The organism is Acidovorax kalamii (assembly GCF_002245625.1).
Taxonomy (GTDB): Bacteria; Pseudomonadota; Gammaproteobacteria; order Burkholderiales; family Burkholderiaceae_C; genus Acidovorax; species Acidovorax kalamii.
In genome coordinates this window covers 249,169-267,268 of the sequence record NZ_NOIG01000006.1, presented here as the reverse complement: position 1 = coordinate 267,268, position 18,100 = coordinate 249,169, and the positions used below count along the sequence as shown (strand labels likewise).

The 18,100-nt window shown below is 62.6% G+C and carries 9 protein-coding genes; 3 read left to right on the top strand and 6 right to left on the bottom strand.

Annotation, left to right across the window (positions count from 1 at the left end; genetic code table 11):
* Window positions 1-4: 4 nt before the first annotated feature.
* Genes CBY09_RS10055 through CBY09_RS10035 form a run of 5 tightly spaced genes read right to left on the bottom strand, consistent with a single transcriptional unit; the run spans window position 5 to window position 6,474 of the window.
* A complete protein-coding gene (locus tag CBY09_RS10055) occupies window positions 5-793 on the bottom strand; it encodes a PP2C family protein-serine/threonine phosphatase (RefSeq protein WP_094289062.1) in 789 nt (262 codons plus the stop codon).
* Complete coding sequence (gene tagH, locus CBY09_RS10050) at window positions 790-3,009, bottom strand: type VI secretion system-associated FHA domain protein TagH (RefSeq protein WP_165773896.1); 2,220 nt, start codon at window positions 3,007-3,009, stop codon at window positions 790-792. Before tagH ends, CBY09_RS10055 begins: the two co-directional genes overlap by 4 nt.
* 34 nt (window positions 3,010-3,043) lie before the next feature.
* Window positions 3,044-3,529, bottom strand: coding sequence for a TssQ family T6SS-associated lipoprotein (locus CBY09_RS24235; protein WP_165773895.1), 486 nt, complete (start codon window positions 3,527-3,529; stop codon window positions 3,044-3,046).
* A gap of 4 nt (window positions 3,530-3,533) precedes the next feature.
* Window positions 3,534-4,358 carry a PEGA domain-containing protein gene (locus CBY09_RS10040; protein ID WP_094289056.1) on the bottom strand — a complete coding sequence of 275 codons (825 nt, stop codon included), beginning with the start codon at window positions 4,356-4,358 and terminating at the stop codon, window positions 3,534-3,536.
* A gap of 28 nt (window positions 4,359-4,386) precedes the next feature.
* On the bottom strand, window positions 4,387-6,474 hold the full coding sequence (locus CBY09_RS10035; protein ID WP_094289054.1) for a serine/threonine-protein kinase: 2,088 nt from the start codon (window positions 6,472-6,474) through the stop codon (window positions 4,387-4,389).
* 678 nt (window positions 6,475-7,152) lie between these two features.
* Here CBY09_RS10035 and CBY09_RS10030 point away from each other — a divergent pair.
* From CBY09_RS10030 to CBY09_RS10020, 3 genes are all read left to right on the top strand, one after another.
* A complete protein-coding gene (locus tag CBY09_RS10030) occupies window positions 7,153-7,635 on the top strand; it encodes an Hcp family type VI secretion system effector (protein WP_056409670.1) in 483 nt (160 codons plus the stop codon).
* A gap of 199 nt (window positions 7,636-7,834) precedes the next feature.
* Complete coding sequence (locus CBY09_RS10025) at window positions 7,835-10,117, top strand: type VI secretion system Vgr family protein (RefSeq protein ID WP_094289052.1); 2,283 nt, start codon at window positions 7,835-7,837, stop codon at window positions 10,115-10,117.
* A gap of 106 nt (window positions 10,118-10,223) precedes the next feature.
* Window positions 10,224-15,101: an RHS repeat-associated core domain-containing protein gene (locus CBY09_RS10020; RefSeq protein ID WP_133066271.1), complete on the top strand. Its 4,878-nt coding sequence runs from the start codon at window positions 10,224-10,226 to the stop codon at window positions 15,099-15,101.
* A gap of 830 nt (window positions 15,102-15,931) precedes the next feature.
* Here the strand turns inward: CBY09_RS10020 and CBY09_RS10015 are convergent.
* Window positions 15,932-18,010, bottom strand: coding sequence for a putative bifunctional diguanylate cyclase/phosphodiesterase (locus CBY09_RS10015; protein WP_094289048.1), 2,079 nt, complete (start codon window positions 18,008-18,010; stop codon window positions 15,932-15,934).
* Window positions 18,011-18,100: the final 90 nt, after the last annotated feature.

Sequence of the window (18,100 nt, the reverse complement as noted above, 5' to 3'; positions counted from 1 at the left end):
CGGTTTAGTTGGGGGTTGGGTTCGCGGACACCCACACGGCCAGAGCGCTCAGGTTGTCCTGGTGGGGGCGGCCCTTGGAGCGGACGACATGGGCCATTTCCTGCAGCCAGACATCGGGCCGCTCTGCGGCCTGAAGCGCCTGCTCCATTGCGGATTCGTGCAGGTTTTCCCAGAGTCCATCGGAGCAAAGCAAAAAGGCGTCGCCCTCCATCAGTTCGATGGACTCATGCAGCACGGTGGGAGGCACTTGGGATTCGGCCCCGACCGCTCCGGCCAGAACGCTGCGGTTGGGCAGCGAACGCGGGTCTTCGTTGGCATACATGCCTGCGTGCAAGAGCTGCTGCACCACGCTGTGGTCTTCGGTCATGCGGTGGACTTTGCCGTCGCGAAACCAGTACAGGCGCGAGTCGCCCCAGTGGGCCCAGAGCGCGCGGCCGCTGACCGGTTCGATGCACAGCAGCACCACGGTGGCGCTCATGTGCATTCGCGAGGCAGAGGTAGGCTGTTCTTCGGACACTGTGTGTTCCGCACGGAAGATCAGCGATGCCAGGCTGGCGGGCGCGAACATGGGGTTCTCGCGGTAGCCGCCCAGCACGGCGTCCACTGTGAGTCGTGCGGCCAGCGCTCCATTGCCGTGACCTCCCGCTCCATCGGCCAAGGTGCAGCAAAAGCCCTTGGGGCCCAGGTCGATCATGCCCAGGTAGTCTTCATTCGAAGCGCGGCCGCCTTGGTCAGTAATGGCCGACACCGATAGCTGCAGGCGGTGCGCATCCCCAGCGATATGAGCGATCACAAATGCCCCTCTGCAGACTGTGCGGCGGCTTCATAGGCGTTCACAAAGGTTTGCCCTGAGAACGCCATCAGGTCGTCTTCCGCATGGCGGCGAACGGATTCGTACCGCTGCTGGAAATCGTCCCACAGCGCGGCTTTGCGGTGCACGCTCGATATCTTGGCTAGCAGGCCAGGGGCCGCCGTGGCGTCCTTTTCCAGCTCTGCGGGGCTTAGACGTGCGACAGCCTCAGCGTAGGCGGCGCGGATACCCGCCATCAGCGCAATCTGGTGCACCGCCAGGTCCTGGTACGCCTCCTTCATGGCGGGCACAGGTTTCATGAACCCCGGGAAAGTTTGGCCCGCGAGCTGCAGCATCACGCCGTCCGCAGTGGGTAGGAACTTGAGCGGGTTGTTGGCACCAGACGCGATGATGGTGACGTCCGCACGGAACTCGCGCTTGATTTCCGAGCGCGCGGAGAGCAGATCGATGGAGCCTTGCACCGCCACGCGCAGCGCTTCGCCAAATGCACGCATGAAGTCCGGCGTGATTGCGAAGTTGATTTTGCCTGGCTCTATGGCGGCCCCTTCTAGAAAAGCGGTTGCGAGCGCTTCCAGCGAAGCGGCCGTGGAAGGCATGTGCGCCTGGGCATGGGCGGCTGCGGGCGTGACGCGGTCTTCCTGGGCTTGCAGCGACGGGCTGCCCGGCAACTGCGATGCGGAATGGGAAAAACGTGTGGTCTCCGCCAGGATCTGTGCGTGTTCCTGTGTCGGAGTTTGGATGCGCTGCGACGGCTGCACCATATCCTGGCAGGTCGTCCCGATGAGCCGGTCGGACATGTCTGTGGTCTGCAGTGCTGGAGCGGGTGGATTGGCGGAGGCTGTTTCGCTTTGCCGCGCGTTGATGCTGGTGATGTCCAGCAAGTCCGCAGATGGAATGGCTTGCGCTGCGTCGCCGCCGAACAGGGCCAGGTCCAGCCCTTGCATGGCATGAAGACCGGCCTGCACCACAGGCTCTGCGGGGGGCGGTGTCACCTGCGTTGCGGCTGCCTCGGTGCGGCGCTGCTGCGCATCGCGGGGCATGTTGAACACCTGGGCCAGGTCCGAGCCGCGGGACATGCCATGGTCTTCTGGCTCCGCATACATCGACTCACCGGGTTCGCGAAAGAGCTTCAGCGGGTTGAGTTCGATGGTTGGGTCCAACTGCTGGGGCAAGCCGGTGTGTGCGGCGTTGTCCATCTCTCCCGCGAATTCACCCGTCCTGGGCAAGGCCTGGAGCAGGTCGTCGTGCTTGAGCTGCGCCACTTCGGCCAGGCTCTTGGCGGCAAGGTCTCCGCTCCAGGGGTCACGGTGGAGGGCCTGCTCCTTGGGGTCGGCTGCGAACGGGTCGAAATCGTCGGGTATGACCATCGCACGGTGCGTGGTCGGCTGCGCTGGTGCTGCCTTGGTGGCCAAAATTTCGAATGGATGGGGCGGCATGTGCTCGGCCGGGCTGATCGCCGGCAGCATGTCCGTGACCACGGTGGCTGTTGCCGAAGAGGCGGCGATTGGAGGATCGCCTAGCGTTGGCTCGGCGGTCAGCTGTTCGTGGAACTGCTCCATGACAGAGGGGGCTTCCACTCGGCCCAGCATGGCGAACGGGTTGGCATCTGCAGGGCTGTCTGTCGTCGGCTGCGGCAGCGCCTCGGGCATGGACGAGAGCAGGAGATCCGGAATATGCACATCCCCTCCGACGATGGGCGGAATGTCAGCCCAGGGGTTGGGCAGGGACGCGAGATCGAACCTCGGCGCTGCAGCGCTGGCCCCCGGCGTGGATACCCCCGGCTCCGCGCCAGGCTTAACCACTGGCGTGCCCCACGCAATGGCATCGGCTGCAGGATGAGAGGTCGACGCTCTTCCAGTCGGCGCATCCAGTTGCAGACCTGGAACCAGTGCACGCAGCTGGTAGGGGCCGATTCCGATGGTCGCACCGGGCACGAGCGGCACTTCCTGGCCGGACAGAACCTCCAGCCCGTCCACCTGCACGGAGCGGCGTTCGCACAGGTTGGCTATGTAGGCTTGGTCGGAATCCAGGCGGACCATGGCATGCACGCGCGCGACCATCGCATCGTCATCGGGCAGGACCAGCTTGTTCTGCCCTGCGCGTCCCACGGTTCCGCCCGCCATCCCAAAGATGGCAGACCAATGGCGACCCACCGGGCTGCCAGCTTGGTGCGTCACCACCAGTTCTATTTTGTCCATTGCGTATCTGCGCTCGCGTTGTCTCGGGGCCGGGTCAGGGTGTCTTGCGGGTATTGCGTTTGGATCGCGCGGCATTGCGGGCGTTGATGAACTCGCGGCCCCAGACAGGGTGGCCCTTCTCCGCCTCCGTCAGCTGGAACGTCGGGTCCTGCTCCAGGGCGAGTTCAAACTGCTGTCTGCAGGGGCGCGGCCGTCCGGCGGCGCAGTGGCTGAATGCCATGAACTTTCGGGCTTTGATCTGTGAGGTCAGCGGCAGCTCGGAGGCATCGGCCAGCGGCGTCAGCTTGGCAATCGCTTCGTCGAACTGGCCCTCCGCATACACGTTGAGCGCTTCAGTCAGCATTGCCTCCTTCTGCGCGCGCGGATCCACCGGTGCGACGGGCTCAGGGGCTGGCGGCGGAGGCGGTGGCGGTGGCGGGGCCTCGACCTTGGGCTCGGGGGCCTTTGGTGCTGTCTCGCAAGCAGTCAAGAGCAGCCCGGCGCAGGCAATGATCAGGGCGCTCCAGTAACGGGTTCGCATGGATTTATCTCGCGTCAAAGTCATGGGTGATCGTGATCGTTTGGTCGGGTTCAACCTTGAGGGTCTTGCGAACGGTCTCAAAGCCGGGGTTGCTGAAGTCGATGCTGTGGGAGCCTGTCGGGAGCTTGAGTTCCGTAAGCGGCGGCGTGACGCCAAGCCGCTTTCCGTTGAGGGTCACGTTGGCCCAGGGGGATATGCGAAGCTGTACATTGTTTTCGGTGCGGAGCTGCCTGCGCGCACCCAGTGCACTAGAGGGCGCAACGTCCTGCAGCGAGGAACCACCTGCTATCGGCAGCAGGGGCGTGATGGCTGTGATCACTGTGCTGTTGAGGGAAAAGACGAGGGAGTTGGCGTGGGCCGGGTTCTGTCGCTCGTTGCCGCTCAGGGGGCCGACGGGCCGGCTGCACTGCCCACCGCGCTTGCCGTGCGCTTTGATGTAGGCCTCGCGCCAGGGCGTGTTCTGCAGTTCGTACCCTTCCAGCGCAAACGATGGGCGTGCGTCGAAGGCTGCATCGAAAGCCGCATCGCATCGCGCCCATTCCTTGTTCGTGCAGTACACGAACGCGAGGTACTTGTGCGCGGTGGAACGCTCGCGCCTGTCCGGCAGACCTGCGAACAAGGATGCCTGCAGGGCCTTCTCCGCCAGGTCGAGCTTGCGCGCGTCGTAGAGTGAGATGCCCTGACCCAGGTACTGACGCCCAGCCGCAGAGTCGGGGCCGCGCGCATCCGCCGCAGGGGGCTCGTTGCAGTCGGTGGAGGCCGCAGCCACCCCCACGCTGGCGCAGAAGCACAAAGCGACCCATCGCAGTAAAGCGTCGTTCATTCGCATGTCAGCAGGTGTCGTCTGTGGGCTGGGACTACTCGAACTGGTGGCTGATGACCACGGGTTCGCCTTTTTTCACCTGCACGGTCTTCACGATGGGCGCCGCAGCGGGGTTGTTCACCTCAATGCGATGGGATCCTTCAGGAAGCTCGACGTGGGTGAGTGGGGGGGTCGTGCCCAGCGAGCTGCCATTCACGGAAACTCTTCCCCAAGGGCTGATTCGGAGCACCACCCGCCCTACGTCGCCTACAGGCTTAGGCGGTGTCTTGGCGGGCGGGGCTGGTTCTGCGGAGGCTGTTGCCGACGCAGGGGGGAGGGCTGTTCTGGGCGCCGTGGACGTTGCGGCAGCGGCGACAGCGGAAGGGGCTTGTATCGCGTCCGCCGCCGGTACGGGGTGTTCGACAGCGGGGGCTGCGGCAGTGACTGTCGCGGCTGCCTCAGGTGTTACTTGCGTCTTGATGGCGGGCTCCTGGACTTCTATCCGGTCGAGGAGGGCCATGGCATCACTGCGATGCATGCCAGCGGGATGGGCGCTCAGGTAGGCTTCCAGTGCGCTGACCGTACCTTTGGCTTGTGCTTCGTTCCAGTGCTGGCTGTCTTGATCAAGTGCAACTCCTGCACCGCCCTTGTTCCCTGGATTGCCATGCGTGCCCCACCATGCGGCCAGCGTTACCGCGGCGGCGAGGGCAACAATGATTGCTGTCCACCGTATTGCTGCCGGGTGAGGCCCGGCTTGCCGGCGGCCGGCTTGCGTTACGGCGTCGTGGTGCGGGGCTTCAGGCCTTTTCTTGGTGGGGGGCGCTGAGTGTGTTGCTGCAGCGTCTGTTGGGGGAAGAGACAGGACCGGGGGGGCTTCTTGATACGGCGGTGCTGTCGCTGGGATGGTGGTGAAATTCGGTTGCGCAGCCAAGGCCTTGGTGGCGGTGATGTTCCCTTGGGGGGATGATTCCTGCAACCCTGGAATTGCTCCAAGGGGTGCTGCGGCGGCGTATTCTGCGAGCCCTTCAGACGGCAGAGGTGCGCCAGCGGACGGTGTTTTACTCGGCAGATCCCAGGCTGCGAGATTTGTATTGGGTCCAGCGAAACTCGCGGCGACCGCGGCGTCGTTGTGCGCCGATGTTTGCGGTGTCACCATGACTGGAGCCGCATGCGGTTGCAGTGGTTGGGAGGTGGGCAAAAGCGCAGCGGCGGATGGTGGTGTGGCTTGCCACGGCGCAGACATCGGTATGGTGAAAGTCGTAATGCCCAGAAGTTCCCTGAGGGCTGAGACCGTCTGTGGCCGGTCTTGGGGCTTTACCGCCAGTGCGCGCCCGACCCCTTGCAGGAACTGGGCAGAGTACCCGGGATAAGCCGCAGTCTGCAAGGCTGCGACCGGGTCGTTGATCATGCGGGCAACAGATGTGGCCGGCGGTTTTCCGGTGATTGCCAGATAGAGCATGGCACCGATCTGGTAGATGTCCGTCCATGCGCCCTGGGGCATGGCGCCGTCGTCCACATACTGCTCGATGGGGGCGAATCCGGGCTTGAGCACCATCGTCAGGGCCTGCGTCATGTCCCCAATGATGCGGCGTGCCGCGCCGAAATCGAGCAGCACTGGCATTCCGGAGTTCTGCAGGAAAACATTGTCGGGTGCGATGTCCCGGTGGTAGCAATCTGCTGCATGCAGCATCTCCACCACATCCAGGACGGGGCCGATGATCGCTGCCAGCATGCGCTGGTTCATGCGTTCCTGTTGCGTGTTCAGAAACTCGCGGAGCGTTTGCCCCTCGTAGTGGCGCATCACCATATAGGCTGTGCCGTTGAGCTCGAAAAACCGATACACATGCACCAAGGCGGGGTGCGAGAACTTGGCCAAAAGGCGCGCCTCATTGATGAAGCTGCGCAAACCAGCATCGAACGCACCGCGGTGTTGGGAGCGCACGTGGATAGCATTGGACGATTTGCGCCCCGCCAGCGTTGCGGGCATGTACTCCTTGATGGCTACGATACGGTCCAGGCTGATATCTCTCGCCCGGTACACGATGCCAAAACCACCCTCGCCGATGACGTCGAGCAACCGGTACTCTCCGATCTGCACGCCAGGCGCCAGGCAATTGGCGGATCCTCCAACGGTGTCATTCATGGCGAGACGCCTCTGCTTTCATTCTTGGTTTACAGCTGGACTCAGTCTGCTGGCAAAGACATTTCCCTAGCGACAGCAGAAGAACGGACCGGCGGAGCGGCGCTGTTACTCGCCGTGGAGATCAAAACACCCAGACCGCTTGGCTTGGCTGATGATCAATGTCCTGGCGCTGCGCCGCACACCGGAACGACGTGCTGTTCGATGGGGTTGTTTGAGCAGACATCGCAACGCGTGGGAGCTGCCTTGTGCTGCTGGCCCAACTGCGAAATCGCGGGCGAGTCTAACGTGAAGGTTTTGCAAAAAGAGTCACAAAACGCGGCTTTTGAGGGCAAGAAACACACTGTTGCTTATGTTGCCCGGTTGCGCTCATTTGCTGTTACTTGAAACCCTTTTTTTCGTCCGGTCCACTTAACATCCGCCCGCAAACGAGCTTGCGAGGGAGGGGAATCAAAGCAAGCCTTTGCCAGCGGTGTGCCACGCCAGTGGCCCGTGTGTACATGGCGGTCTCGGAAGGCGGGCGGCAATGGGCTGCTTTGCCCGAACGCGCACGTCCCCGTTGGCTTCATTCCTTTCCCAATCAGCTTGTCTGTGAGGCTCTGCATTCCCTGTGGAGCCTTGTATGTGGGCACTTTGCCCGAGCGAGTTGTTTTGCATTTTTGAACCAAGAAGAGGTACGTGATGACAGTCGCAATTTTTATGAAAGTGGAAGGTGCCAGCGGTGAGTCGAAGGACGCTGCGCACAAGGACTGGACCGATGTTGAGTCCTTCACCTGGGGCGTGACCCAGCCCCACTCCATGGCCAGCGGTGGTGGTGCCGGTGCCGGCAAAGCCGACTTCCAGAACCTGAACATCGTTGCCAACATCGACAAGTGCTACCCCGCCGTGCTGAAGCACTGCGCGACTGGCAAGCACTTGGGGCAAGTGGAAATCTCGATGTGCAAGGCTGGCGGCACACAGATCGAGTTCGGCAAGATCACGCTGACCGACGTCATGGTGACCAACGTCACCGTGAGCGGCACCAGCTCTGGCGATACCGTGGTGGTGAACTACGCCTTCCAGGCCGCCAAGATCAAGACCGAGTACTCCGAGCAGACCGCTCAGGGTGGCAAGGGCGCTACCAGCCAGATGGGTTTCAGTATCAAGGAAAACAAGGAAGCCTGATAGCCCGGGCCCCAGGGCCTTCGGTAGATCACGCGCAAGCACACACTGGCTGCGCAGCCTGGAGCCGCGTCTACGGATGCGGCTTTTTTTGCGCGTGCCGGTGGTCGCGCCCCTGATTTGTACCGCTGAAACCGCGTCTGCGACCCGTCAATGAACAGGTCTGCAGGCGGGTAGCCGATCCAAAAAACCACGTCCTGTCATGACCCGCCGCGTCACCATCCAAACCCCGCTGGGAGAACAGCTGCAGTTTCGCAAGCTCGACGGCACCGAGGCGCTCAGCGAGCTTTACTCGCTGGACATTGACCTTGTGAGCCCCAGCAAGGGGATAGATCCCAAGGCGCTGCTGGGCAAGGCAGTGTCTGTTGTCGTAGAGACCGAAGGGCTGGGAAAACGCTACCTCAGCGGCCTGGTCACGCATTTCGGCATGCAGGGGCAGGATCACCGTTGGGCGTCTTACAAGCTGCGCCTGCGCCCCTGGTTGTGGGTGGCCACACGCAAGACCGACTTCAAAATCTTCCAGCACATGACCGTGCCGGACATCATCATGGAAGTGTTGGGGAAATACGGTTTTCCCATCGAGAAAAAACTCACCCGCACCTACCGCACCTGGGACTATTGCACCCAGTACGGAGAGAGCGACTACAACTTTGTTGCCCGCCTTCTGGAGCATGAGGGTGCGTACTACTACTTCACGCACAGTGCGGGCAGCCACACCCTGGTGCTGGCAGACGATATCGTCGGCTCGCACAGCCCCCTTCCCGGCGGCCACGTCATACCTTTTTACCCACCTGGTAAAGCAGCTGTGGGTGAGAAGGAGCATTTCCATGCCTGGGAACTGACCCAGGAAGTGCAACCCGGGCGGCACTACAACGACGACTACGATTTCAAGAAGCCCAGGGCTGACCTCTCCAACATGCGCCAGAACCCTCCTGGGCACGAGCATGACAAGTATGAAATCTACGAGTGGCCCGGCGGCTACACCGAGTTCCCCGACGGCGAGACCTATGCCAAGCTCCGCCTGCAAGCGCACCTGACCAAGCAAAGCCGCGTGCTGGGCCGCGCCAACCGGCGCAATCTGGCGCCTGGCTACACCATCAACCTGGAAAACTACCCGCGCGAAGACCAGAACCGCCAGTATCTGGTGCTCAGTGTGCACTATCACTTTGAAGAAAACCCCGAGGTCAGTAGCAGCCGTGCCGGCGGCGCTACCGCTTCCAAAAACCAGCAGGAGGCGGGCTCCATCCAGCAGTTCGAGATGCGAGCGCAGCCCACCAGCGTGGACTATCGTCCTGAGCGCCGCACGCCCAAGCCGCGCACCCGTGGTTCGCAGACGGCGGTGGTCGTAGGCCCGCCCGGCGAAGAGATATGGACCGACAAGTTTGGCCGCGTCAAAGTGCAGTTCCACTGGGACCGCATCGGCGCCATGGACGAAAACTCCAGTTGCTGGGTGCGCGTGTCCACCAGTTGGGCGGGCCCGCAGTTCGGCGCCGTTTTCATCCCGCGCGTCGGCATGGAAGTCATCATCGACCACCTGAACGGCGACCCGGACTACCCCATCCTCACCGGCTGCGTCTACAACGCCGTCAACATGCCCCCGTGGAGCCTGCCGGGCAACGCCACGCAAAGTGGCATCTTGACACGCTCAAGCAAAGGCGGAGCCTCTGGCGCAGGCCTGAAGAATGGCCCGGGGGATGCCAACGCCCTGCGCTTTGAAGACAAGGCGGGGCAAGAGCAGCTGTGGCTGCATGCGCAGAAGGACCAGCTGACCGAAGTCGAGAACGACGAAGAAAAGTGGGTGGGCCGAGACCGGAAAAAGACCATTGATCGGGACGAGACCAACCACATCAAGCGCGACCGCACTGAGACGGTGGACCGCAACGAGAAGATCACCGTGCACGGCTGGCGCACGGAAGAGGTGGATGGGGATGAGACCATCACTATCCACAGCAATCGTACGGAGCGGGTGGACCACAGCGAGAAGATCAGCATCGGCGACAACCGCAAAGAAACCGTCGGCAAGAACGAGGTAGTCAAGATCGGGCTTACCAAGCAGCACACCATCGGGATCATGTCCATGCTCAACGTGGGCATGGTGCGAATGATGAATATCGGCGTTGCTTACAGCCAGAACATCGGCGCGATGATGTCCACCGTCGTTGGCATGACCCAGACCACCAAGGTTGGGCAGAGCCAGAAGACTACCGTGGGCAAAGACTACGTCCTTGAGGTTGGCGGTGGTGCTGGCTCCGCCGCGCCTGCCGCTGGGGGCGTCGATCACATCGTCGCTCCGACGGGCGGCTCGGCCGATGGCGCTGGCGCAGCCAGCTGCATCAAGATCGATGCGAGCCAGATCTTCATGGAGTCCAAGAAGATCCATCTCAACGCCAAGGACGAGATATTGCTCACCTGTGGTAGCAGCACCATCAAGCTGACCCCGGGTCAGATCGAAGTGTTGTCTCCGCTGGACAAGCTCAATTGCTAAAGCGACGCGGCACCGGTTTGTTGTCCAGCCATTGCGACGAGCTCGTGCACGCAAGCGCACCCCGGTCAACAAGAAAACGCATTTACAAAGAAACGAAGGAATCACCATGGGCAAGCCGGCGGCAAGGCTAGGAGACCTGACGGAATCGGGAGGTCCGATCACACAGGGATCACTGACGGTGCTGATCGGCTCGCAAGGCGGCATAGCCTGCTCAAGTTGTCCCGGTGGCAAGGCCATCGGCAGTCCCGTCAATCCCACGCTTGGCGCCAAGGTGCTCATGGGAGCCGAAGACCTGGACTTCGCACTGCCCGGTCCCATGCCTCTCGTGTGGCAGCGCCAGTACAGCAGCTACGTCAACGCAGAACACGGCGCAGAGTGCGGCCTGCTGGGTTACGGCTGGAAGCTGCCGCACGAGATAAGCATCGAATTGCAGGCTACACGCACCCTGATGCGTGACGCAGGTGGCCGTGTCATCACCTTTGGCGAGCCCATGAATCCGGGCCAGAGTCTGCACAGCGACAGCGAAGGTCTGTTGCTCATGCGGGGCGGCGGCATGGGCATGGCGCAGACCTTGTCTGCCCTGACAGGCGAAGCTGGCGCGGGCGCCTCCTCTGCGCCGCCTCCGCCCTCGGGGCCCCACCCCAACACCGCGGAAGAACTCCTGCCTTGGCACCAACAACGGCGCTGGGCCCACGTGCCTGCGGCTGCCAAGGCCGATCCCAACTACCTGCTGGCAGCCACCCAGAGCGGCCGCACCGTCTGGCTCTTCAAGGTACAAGCCCAAGGCCCCAGCCGACTCATCGGCCTCTTGGACGCCTACGGGCGCAGCCAGCATTACCAGCACGACGAACACGGGCGACTGCAAGGCATCACCGATGGGGTCGGACGTCGCTATGCCCTGCTGTACAACCAGTCGGGCATAGCTGTGTCGGCATCCACCGCGTCCACACACGGCCAGCCGCGCCTCAACCCCGACAGCGGCCTGCGCCTGATTGGCGTGGACTGCATCTTCAACCCCCATGATCCCGCCCACGCGGGCGGCCAATCCCCAGCGCATGCCTCCATCCCCCTGGTGCGCTACCACTACAGCCCCCAGGGTGACCTCATCGCGGTTCATGCCCGCGACGGCCAGCGCACCCGCCAGTTTGCCTACGATGGTGCCCACCGCATGGTCGCCCACCGTGTGCGCAGCGGCCCCGAGCACACCTACATCTACGAAGACCAGCGCGAAGACCGGAGCGGCGGTGGCAATCCGCCGCCACGGCCCGGCGCGCGCGTGATCGAACACCACAACGAAGAAGGCCTCAGCTACTACTTCGACTATCAAGACCCCCATCCCCAGGACCCCAAGGCCACCAGCCGCGTCACCGTGCGCGACAGCCTGGGCCGCACCACGCACTATCACCACGAAGGCCAGAGCGGTCTCAAGCGCATCACCCGGCAGGTCAACCCCGACGGGAGCGAAGAGCACTTCCAGTACGACGGTGCAGGTCGGCGCATCGCGGCCACCGACCCGCTGGGCCGCACCACCCATTGGCGCTACGACGGCCAGGGCAACCTGCTGGGCATGCAGGGGCCCGATGGCAGCAGCAGCCAACAGCGCTGGGGCCTGCCTGGCACCGCCACCGACGGCCTGCTGCTGCAAAGCACCATCACCAACTCCGGTGCCTGCGGCCTGCACACCTATTACCAGTACGACGCCTGGGCGCGCCTGGTGCAGACCACCGTGGTCGCGGGCGACATCTCTCTGAACACCCGGCTGGAGTACCTGCCCGGGCCGCCCCCTACCGCGGCAGGCAACGCGCGAGCCTGGGTGGATCAGCCCATCGCGCTGATAGATCCGCGAGGTGGCCGCAAGACCATGGGCTACAACGCCAGTGGCCAGCTAACGCGCTACACCGATTGCTCGGGTCACACTACCCGCTGGCACCATGATGCCTGGGGTGAAGTCATCGAAGAAATCGACCCCCTGGGCCAGCGCACACGCTATCAGCGCGATGCCATGGGGCGCCTGCAGCAGACCACCCAGGCCGACAGCACCCTGGTGCAATACCGTTGGGGCGACAACGCACAGGTTCAAGCCATCACTCTGGGGGCGCTGGCAAGCCCCACAGCCGGGTCACCTGTTTGCACCACTACTGTCACCTACGACTACGACCTGTGGGGCCGCGTCACCGCGCAAACCCAGGCAGGAGCGAGTTTGCACCTGCGCTACGACGTGGCCGGGCGCCTGACCGAGCTGGTGAACGAGAACCATGCGGTCACCCGCTTCGCCTACGACAGCCAGGACCGGCTGATCCAGGAAACGGGGTTCGACGGGCGCAGCCAGAGTTACCGTTACGACACGGCGGGCCAGCTGATCGAGAAGACCGACATCCAAGGCTGCGGCATGGGCGCGCCCAGCGAAGAGCAGGGCACGGTGCGCAGCCGCTACCACTACGACAGCGCAGGGCGGTTGATCTATCGCGTGACCGGCAAGTTCGGCAAGGCGGGTGCTGCAGCGCCCGCAACCCAAGCAAACCCAGCTGTTGGCAGCGACCTGCAAATCCACCAGTTCAGCTACAGCGACAGCGGCGAACTTCTCTGCACCCAGGGCTGGGAACTCAACGCTCCCGCCGAACTGGCCCTCGGTGATCCGCCCGCCGCACTGATTGTGGCCTGGCTGGAGATCAACGCGCAACAGCTTCAAAGCGCACTGGACCAGCAGCACGCCCTCCAGGCAAAGGCCGACCCGCTATTGCACAACCTGCAAGCCCACCGGCTGCACAAAGGCAGCCGCGTGGACCTTGAGCGCGACGCCCTGGGGCGCACCACTGGAGAGGTGCAAACGCTGTACCGCAGTCCTGCCAGCGCAGACGCACAAACCAAGAACACTGGCGGCGAACCTGCGATCGAATTCGAACACCGCATCCATCATCGCTTGGGCGCTCTGGGCCAGCGCGAGGCCAGCGAGTTGCAGGGCATCGGGCAGCTCGACTGGCTCAGCTATGGCACCGGCCACGTGCATGGCGTGTTACTTAACCAGACCCCGCTTCTGGCGCTGGAGCGCGACAAGCTGCACCGCGAAGTGGGGCGCACCCTGCACCTGCTGCCAAACGGCATTGAGCAAGCGCAGTCCCCCATCGCCCAGACCCGCCAGATGGACCCTCTTGGCCGTCTGCTGCAACAGCGCTGGCAAGGCCTGCCCGGCCAGGCCAGCGGACAAGGCGCTGCTGCCCACGCCCCTCTCATCGGCGGACTGCAGCAACGCCGCTACACCTACGACAGCCTGGGCCAGCTCGTGGGTATCCAGACCCCGACCCACGCCGACGCTTACCAGTACGACGTGCGCCAACGGCTCACAGGTCAGCGCAGCGCCAGCGCCCAGGGGGAGCATCAGGAACGCTGGCGCCTGGACCCTGCGGGCAACCGGCTGCCCGAGCAGGCACCCGGCAAGCATCCGGAGGGCAAGACCGCCGCTGGTGCCAACTGGACCGCCCAGGTCCAGCAGAACCTGCATGACACGCGCTTTAACCTGCTGCAGCCTCAACACAGCCCGGACAGTCCCGCTGCGCAGGAAGTGGAGCGCTGGAGAGACAACCGCATCGGCTGGAGCCAGGGCGCATATGACGAAGGCGCCACGCACTATCGCTATGACGACTGGGGCAACCGCACTGAGGCCCGGAATGCCGATGGCAGCACCACCCACCTGCGGTACGACAGCCTGCACCAGCTGAGGCAAGTTGAGCAGATCGACGCTCAAGGGAGAGTGCAAAGCTGCACTACCTACCGCTACGACGCGTTTGGACGCAGGGTGAGCAAGACACACCAGAAGGCTGGCAAGGCAAGCGAAGCAACGCACTACGGCTGGGATGGCGACCGGCTCGTGCACACCCAATCGCAGGAGCACATCCACCATACGGTGTACGAGCCCGGCAGCTTCGCGCCGCTGCTGCAGATACAGAGAAACAAACAGGGGCAGACCAATCCGGTGAAGACCTTGTTGGGCCTGAGCGGCAATGAAGCCAGCAACGCCCTGGAACAGGAACTTCCGCGCCACGAGCGAGAAATGCTGCACCAGGCCTTGAAGGAGGTGCTGCAACCGGGCTACCAACTCTCAGCGCTGCTGCCGCAGGAGATGCAAGAGCAAGTGCAGGAATCAATCAACGCCCTCAAAGGCGGCCAAGCTCAAACGCTGGAAGACCACCCACTGACCATCCGGCACATCTTGACGGACCACCTGGGTACGCCCATTGCGCTGGTCAACGCCAATGGACCGGGGGCAGGGCAAGTGGCCTGGGCGGCCAGGTATGGAGCCTGGGGCGATATCGAGCTGGAATACAACCCCGACCGCCTCCATCAACCCATTCGCCTGCAGGGGCAGCAGCTTGATGAGGAGACGGGGCTGCATTACAACCGCTTCAGGTACTACGACCCCAGGGTGGGGCAGTATGTGACTCAGGATCCTATCGGGCTGGCAGGAGGGGTGAATAATTCTGTGTATGCAATCAATAGCCCTCTGCAATTAATCGATCCAGACGGCTTGGATGCGATTGGCAACGGGACGGGAAATGCGCTTGTCTATACTGACATCTCCAATGGAAAAACCATAATGCTTGATGCAAATGGTAGAACAATTATGGAGATGGAAACTAGAAATCAAGTCACGAGCACGGCAAAAGATGGGGCTGCAGGTGCCTACAGTGGGCAGTTTACCCAGTGCGAGTATCCTAAATCAAATAAGGCGTTTGGAGTTGCAAAATGGAGAACGACGGATGACCGAGGTCGGTGGATTCATGGTGGAGGGTCTGGGCTTAAAGATCCTTTTGCGAATCGTCAAGGTTGGAATCCAACATTGGGCTGCACTCGTGCGCAGAATGAAGACGTGAAAACTCTTTGTGAAAAATCCGAGCAATTTAAAAATGATAATCCTCAAAAATCGATTGATTATATTAGAAATGGTGAAATTCCAAATGGCGGAAAGACGGATGTAAAAAATCAATGAATGTAATGGGTCGGGAACTTTATGCGCCAAATGCTAATTTTCTTTCTTGTGGCTTTCTCGGGGGGAGTGTTTTCTGCGTGCGTTTTGCCTTTGCCGGATATCGGAGGCTCCGATGTGTCGCAGCCGAATTATTCTGGGTACCTTGTGGGGGGGCGGGGAACGGGAATTCTTGTAAGGGGGTATGGAAATGACCGAATTCAATACATTGATGTTTCAGGGCTGAAGGAGGCTTACTCCGCCTTCGGAGGGGATGAGGTTTTTTACAATCTAAAGCCAGGTATTGCGATGCGCATTTGGTATAAAAAATGTCTGCCAAGCAAAACCCCTTCTGCTGATTATGTTGAGTTTTTTTCGAACAACCCTGTTGACCAACCACCGCGCAGCTACTTCTCCCATCGTTGATGTTTCGGATGGATGCCTTGGATCATTCTCAGAATTTTTTGAGCGGCAGTGCTAAGGATGTCCTGCATAACCCCCTGCGGTCCGTGATAGCGCGGTCTTGGGCGGCCCGCTGCGTTGCTTTTCTTGCCAATAGCCGCACTATTGGCTGTAAAAAGTCGCCTTGCGGCCCATCCCGATCCGCGCTACCACTGACTCGCGAGGGTTATGGAGGACAACCCTAAGGGCGCGAAGTGGGCGGACGGCGATTTGTGTTAAACAACCTTTCGTAGTTTTTCCAGATACTCCTGTTTTTCTCCAACCACGCAAATCTGCGCACCATCACCCTGCGATGGTGCATCACCTTGAAGCTGCTCAACTGCGCGAGGTCAACAGCAAGTTTCGCGAAATCGTGAGTACCGGACGATCAACACGCTCAGATACTTGGGCACTTATTGCTCGACCCCGTGATTCGTCAGCCACACCCTCGCCGTCTCCCCATCCATCGGCATCGCCACCACAAACCCCTGCATCAGGTCACACCCCAGCCCCGCCAGCAGATCGATCTGTGCCTGTGTTTCCACCCCTTCGGCCACGGTTTTGAGCTGCAGGCTGCGGCCCATCTGGATGATGGCGGTGACGATGGCCACGTCGTCGGAGTTGCCGGGGGTGTCGGCGACGAAGGAGCGGTCGATCTTGAGTTTGTCGATGGGGTAGCGCTTGAGGTAGGCCAGCGATGAATAGCCCGTGCCGAAGTCGTCGATGGAGATGCCGACGCCCAGGGCCTTGAGGGCGTTGAGGGTGCCCAGCACCTGGCCGGTCTGATGCATGAGCACAGACTCTGTCAGCTCGATCTCCAGGTACTGGGGCGCGAGGCCGGTTTCGAGCAGGACGGCGGCGATTTCAGCGGCCACGTCGCGCTGGCGGAATTCCAGGGCCGAGAAGTTCACGGCCATGGGCACCAGGGCCAGGCCCTGGTCCTGCCAGGCCTTGAGCTGGCGGCAGGCCTCGCGCATCACCCAGCGCCCGATGGGGGTGATGAGGCCGCGCGATTCCGAGAAGGTGATGAATTCGTCCGGGCCCACCAGCCCGCGCTCCGGGTGGCGCCAGCGCACGAGCGCCTCCAGGCCTTGGAGGGTGCCGTCGGCTAGGCAGATCTGGGGCTGGTAGTGCAGAACGAAGTGGTTGTGGGCAATGGCCTCGCGCAGCTGACGCTCTTGCTGCAGCACGTCCAGTGCGCTGGCATCCATGCTGGAGACATAGAACTGGCGGTTGCCGCGCCCGCTTTCCTTGGCGTGGTGCATGGCCGCATCGGCGCAGCGCAGCAGCACATCGGCGCTGCCGCCATGGTCCGGGAAGAGGCTGATGCCGATGGAGGGCGAGATGGTGAGCGGCAGCTGGTCCACCGTGAACACGCCGTGCATGGAGGCCAGCAGCTTGTCGGCCACCATGGCCACGTCGTCCTGGCTTTGCACGTCGGTCAGCACCACCACAAACTCGTCGCCGCCCAGCCGCGCCACCACGTCGGCATCGCGCACGCCCTGGCGCAGGCGCTCGGCCACGTTGCGCAGCAGCTGGTCGCCTGCGTGGTGGCCCAGCGAGTCGTTCACGGTCTTGAAATGGTCCAGGTTCACAAACAGCACGGCCGCACGGCCGTGGCGCCTGCGGGCGAGCGACAGCACCTGCGACAGCTGCTCCATGAGGAAATGCCGGTTGGGCAGCTGTGTGAGGGTGTCGTGCAGCGCGATGAAGGCCTCGCGCTCCTGGGCCTGCTTCCGGGCGGTGATGTCGCGCACCACCACGATGCGGTAGTCCGCATGGTGCCGGGGCATGGTCTTGCCGACCACTTCGACCGGGATCGCGTGGCCGTCCTTGTGGCGGATGGTGACCTCGTAAGGGTCTTCGCGGCCGCTGCGGGTGTATTCGAGCGCAGTGGCGCGCCACTCGGGGCTGATGAAGTTGAAGATCGACAGGCCGATGACTTCCTGCAGGCTGTAGCCCGTGAGCCGGGTGAGTGCCTCGTTGCCGTCGGTGATGAGGCCGTCGCGGTGGAACACGATGGCTTCGTCCGTGGCCTCGGTGAACTTGCGCATGCGCTCTTCGCTCTGGCGCACCTCGCGCTCCGCGCGCCAGCGCTCGGTGATGTCGGTGATGAGCACGAACGAGCCGAGCTGCTGCCCCGCGTCGCCAAAATGCGGGATCAGGGTGACCTCGATCATCCGCGTCTCACCGTTGGGCAGGGTCTGCTCGCGGGTGTACTTCACGCGCGCGCCCTGCGCGCAGCGCTCCACATGCGGCTCGATCGCCTGCCAGGCCTTGTCGCCAATGGCCTCCTGCACGGTGAGGCCCAGGATGGATTCGGTGCTGTGGCCGTTGTAGGCAGCGTAGCCCTGGTTGGCAAACTGGCAGCGCAGGCCGGGCAGGTCGTAGTAGGCCATCAGCGCCGGCACCGAGTCGGCGATCAGGCGCAGCAGCGAGTCGCTGGAGCCTCCCTGGCCCGGGGCGTTGGCTGCGTTGGATGAATCTGGCATGTCCCACTCGGTGCGTGTCCAATGGTTATAGCCGATACCCCTGACGGGGGCGTAAGGTAGTTGCCCGGATACCCCGGACCGGATAATCGG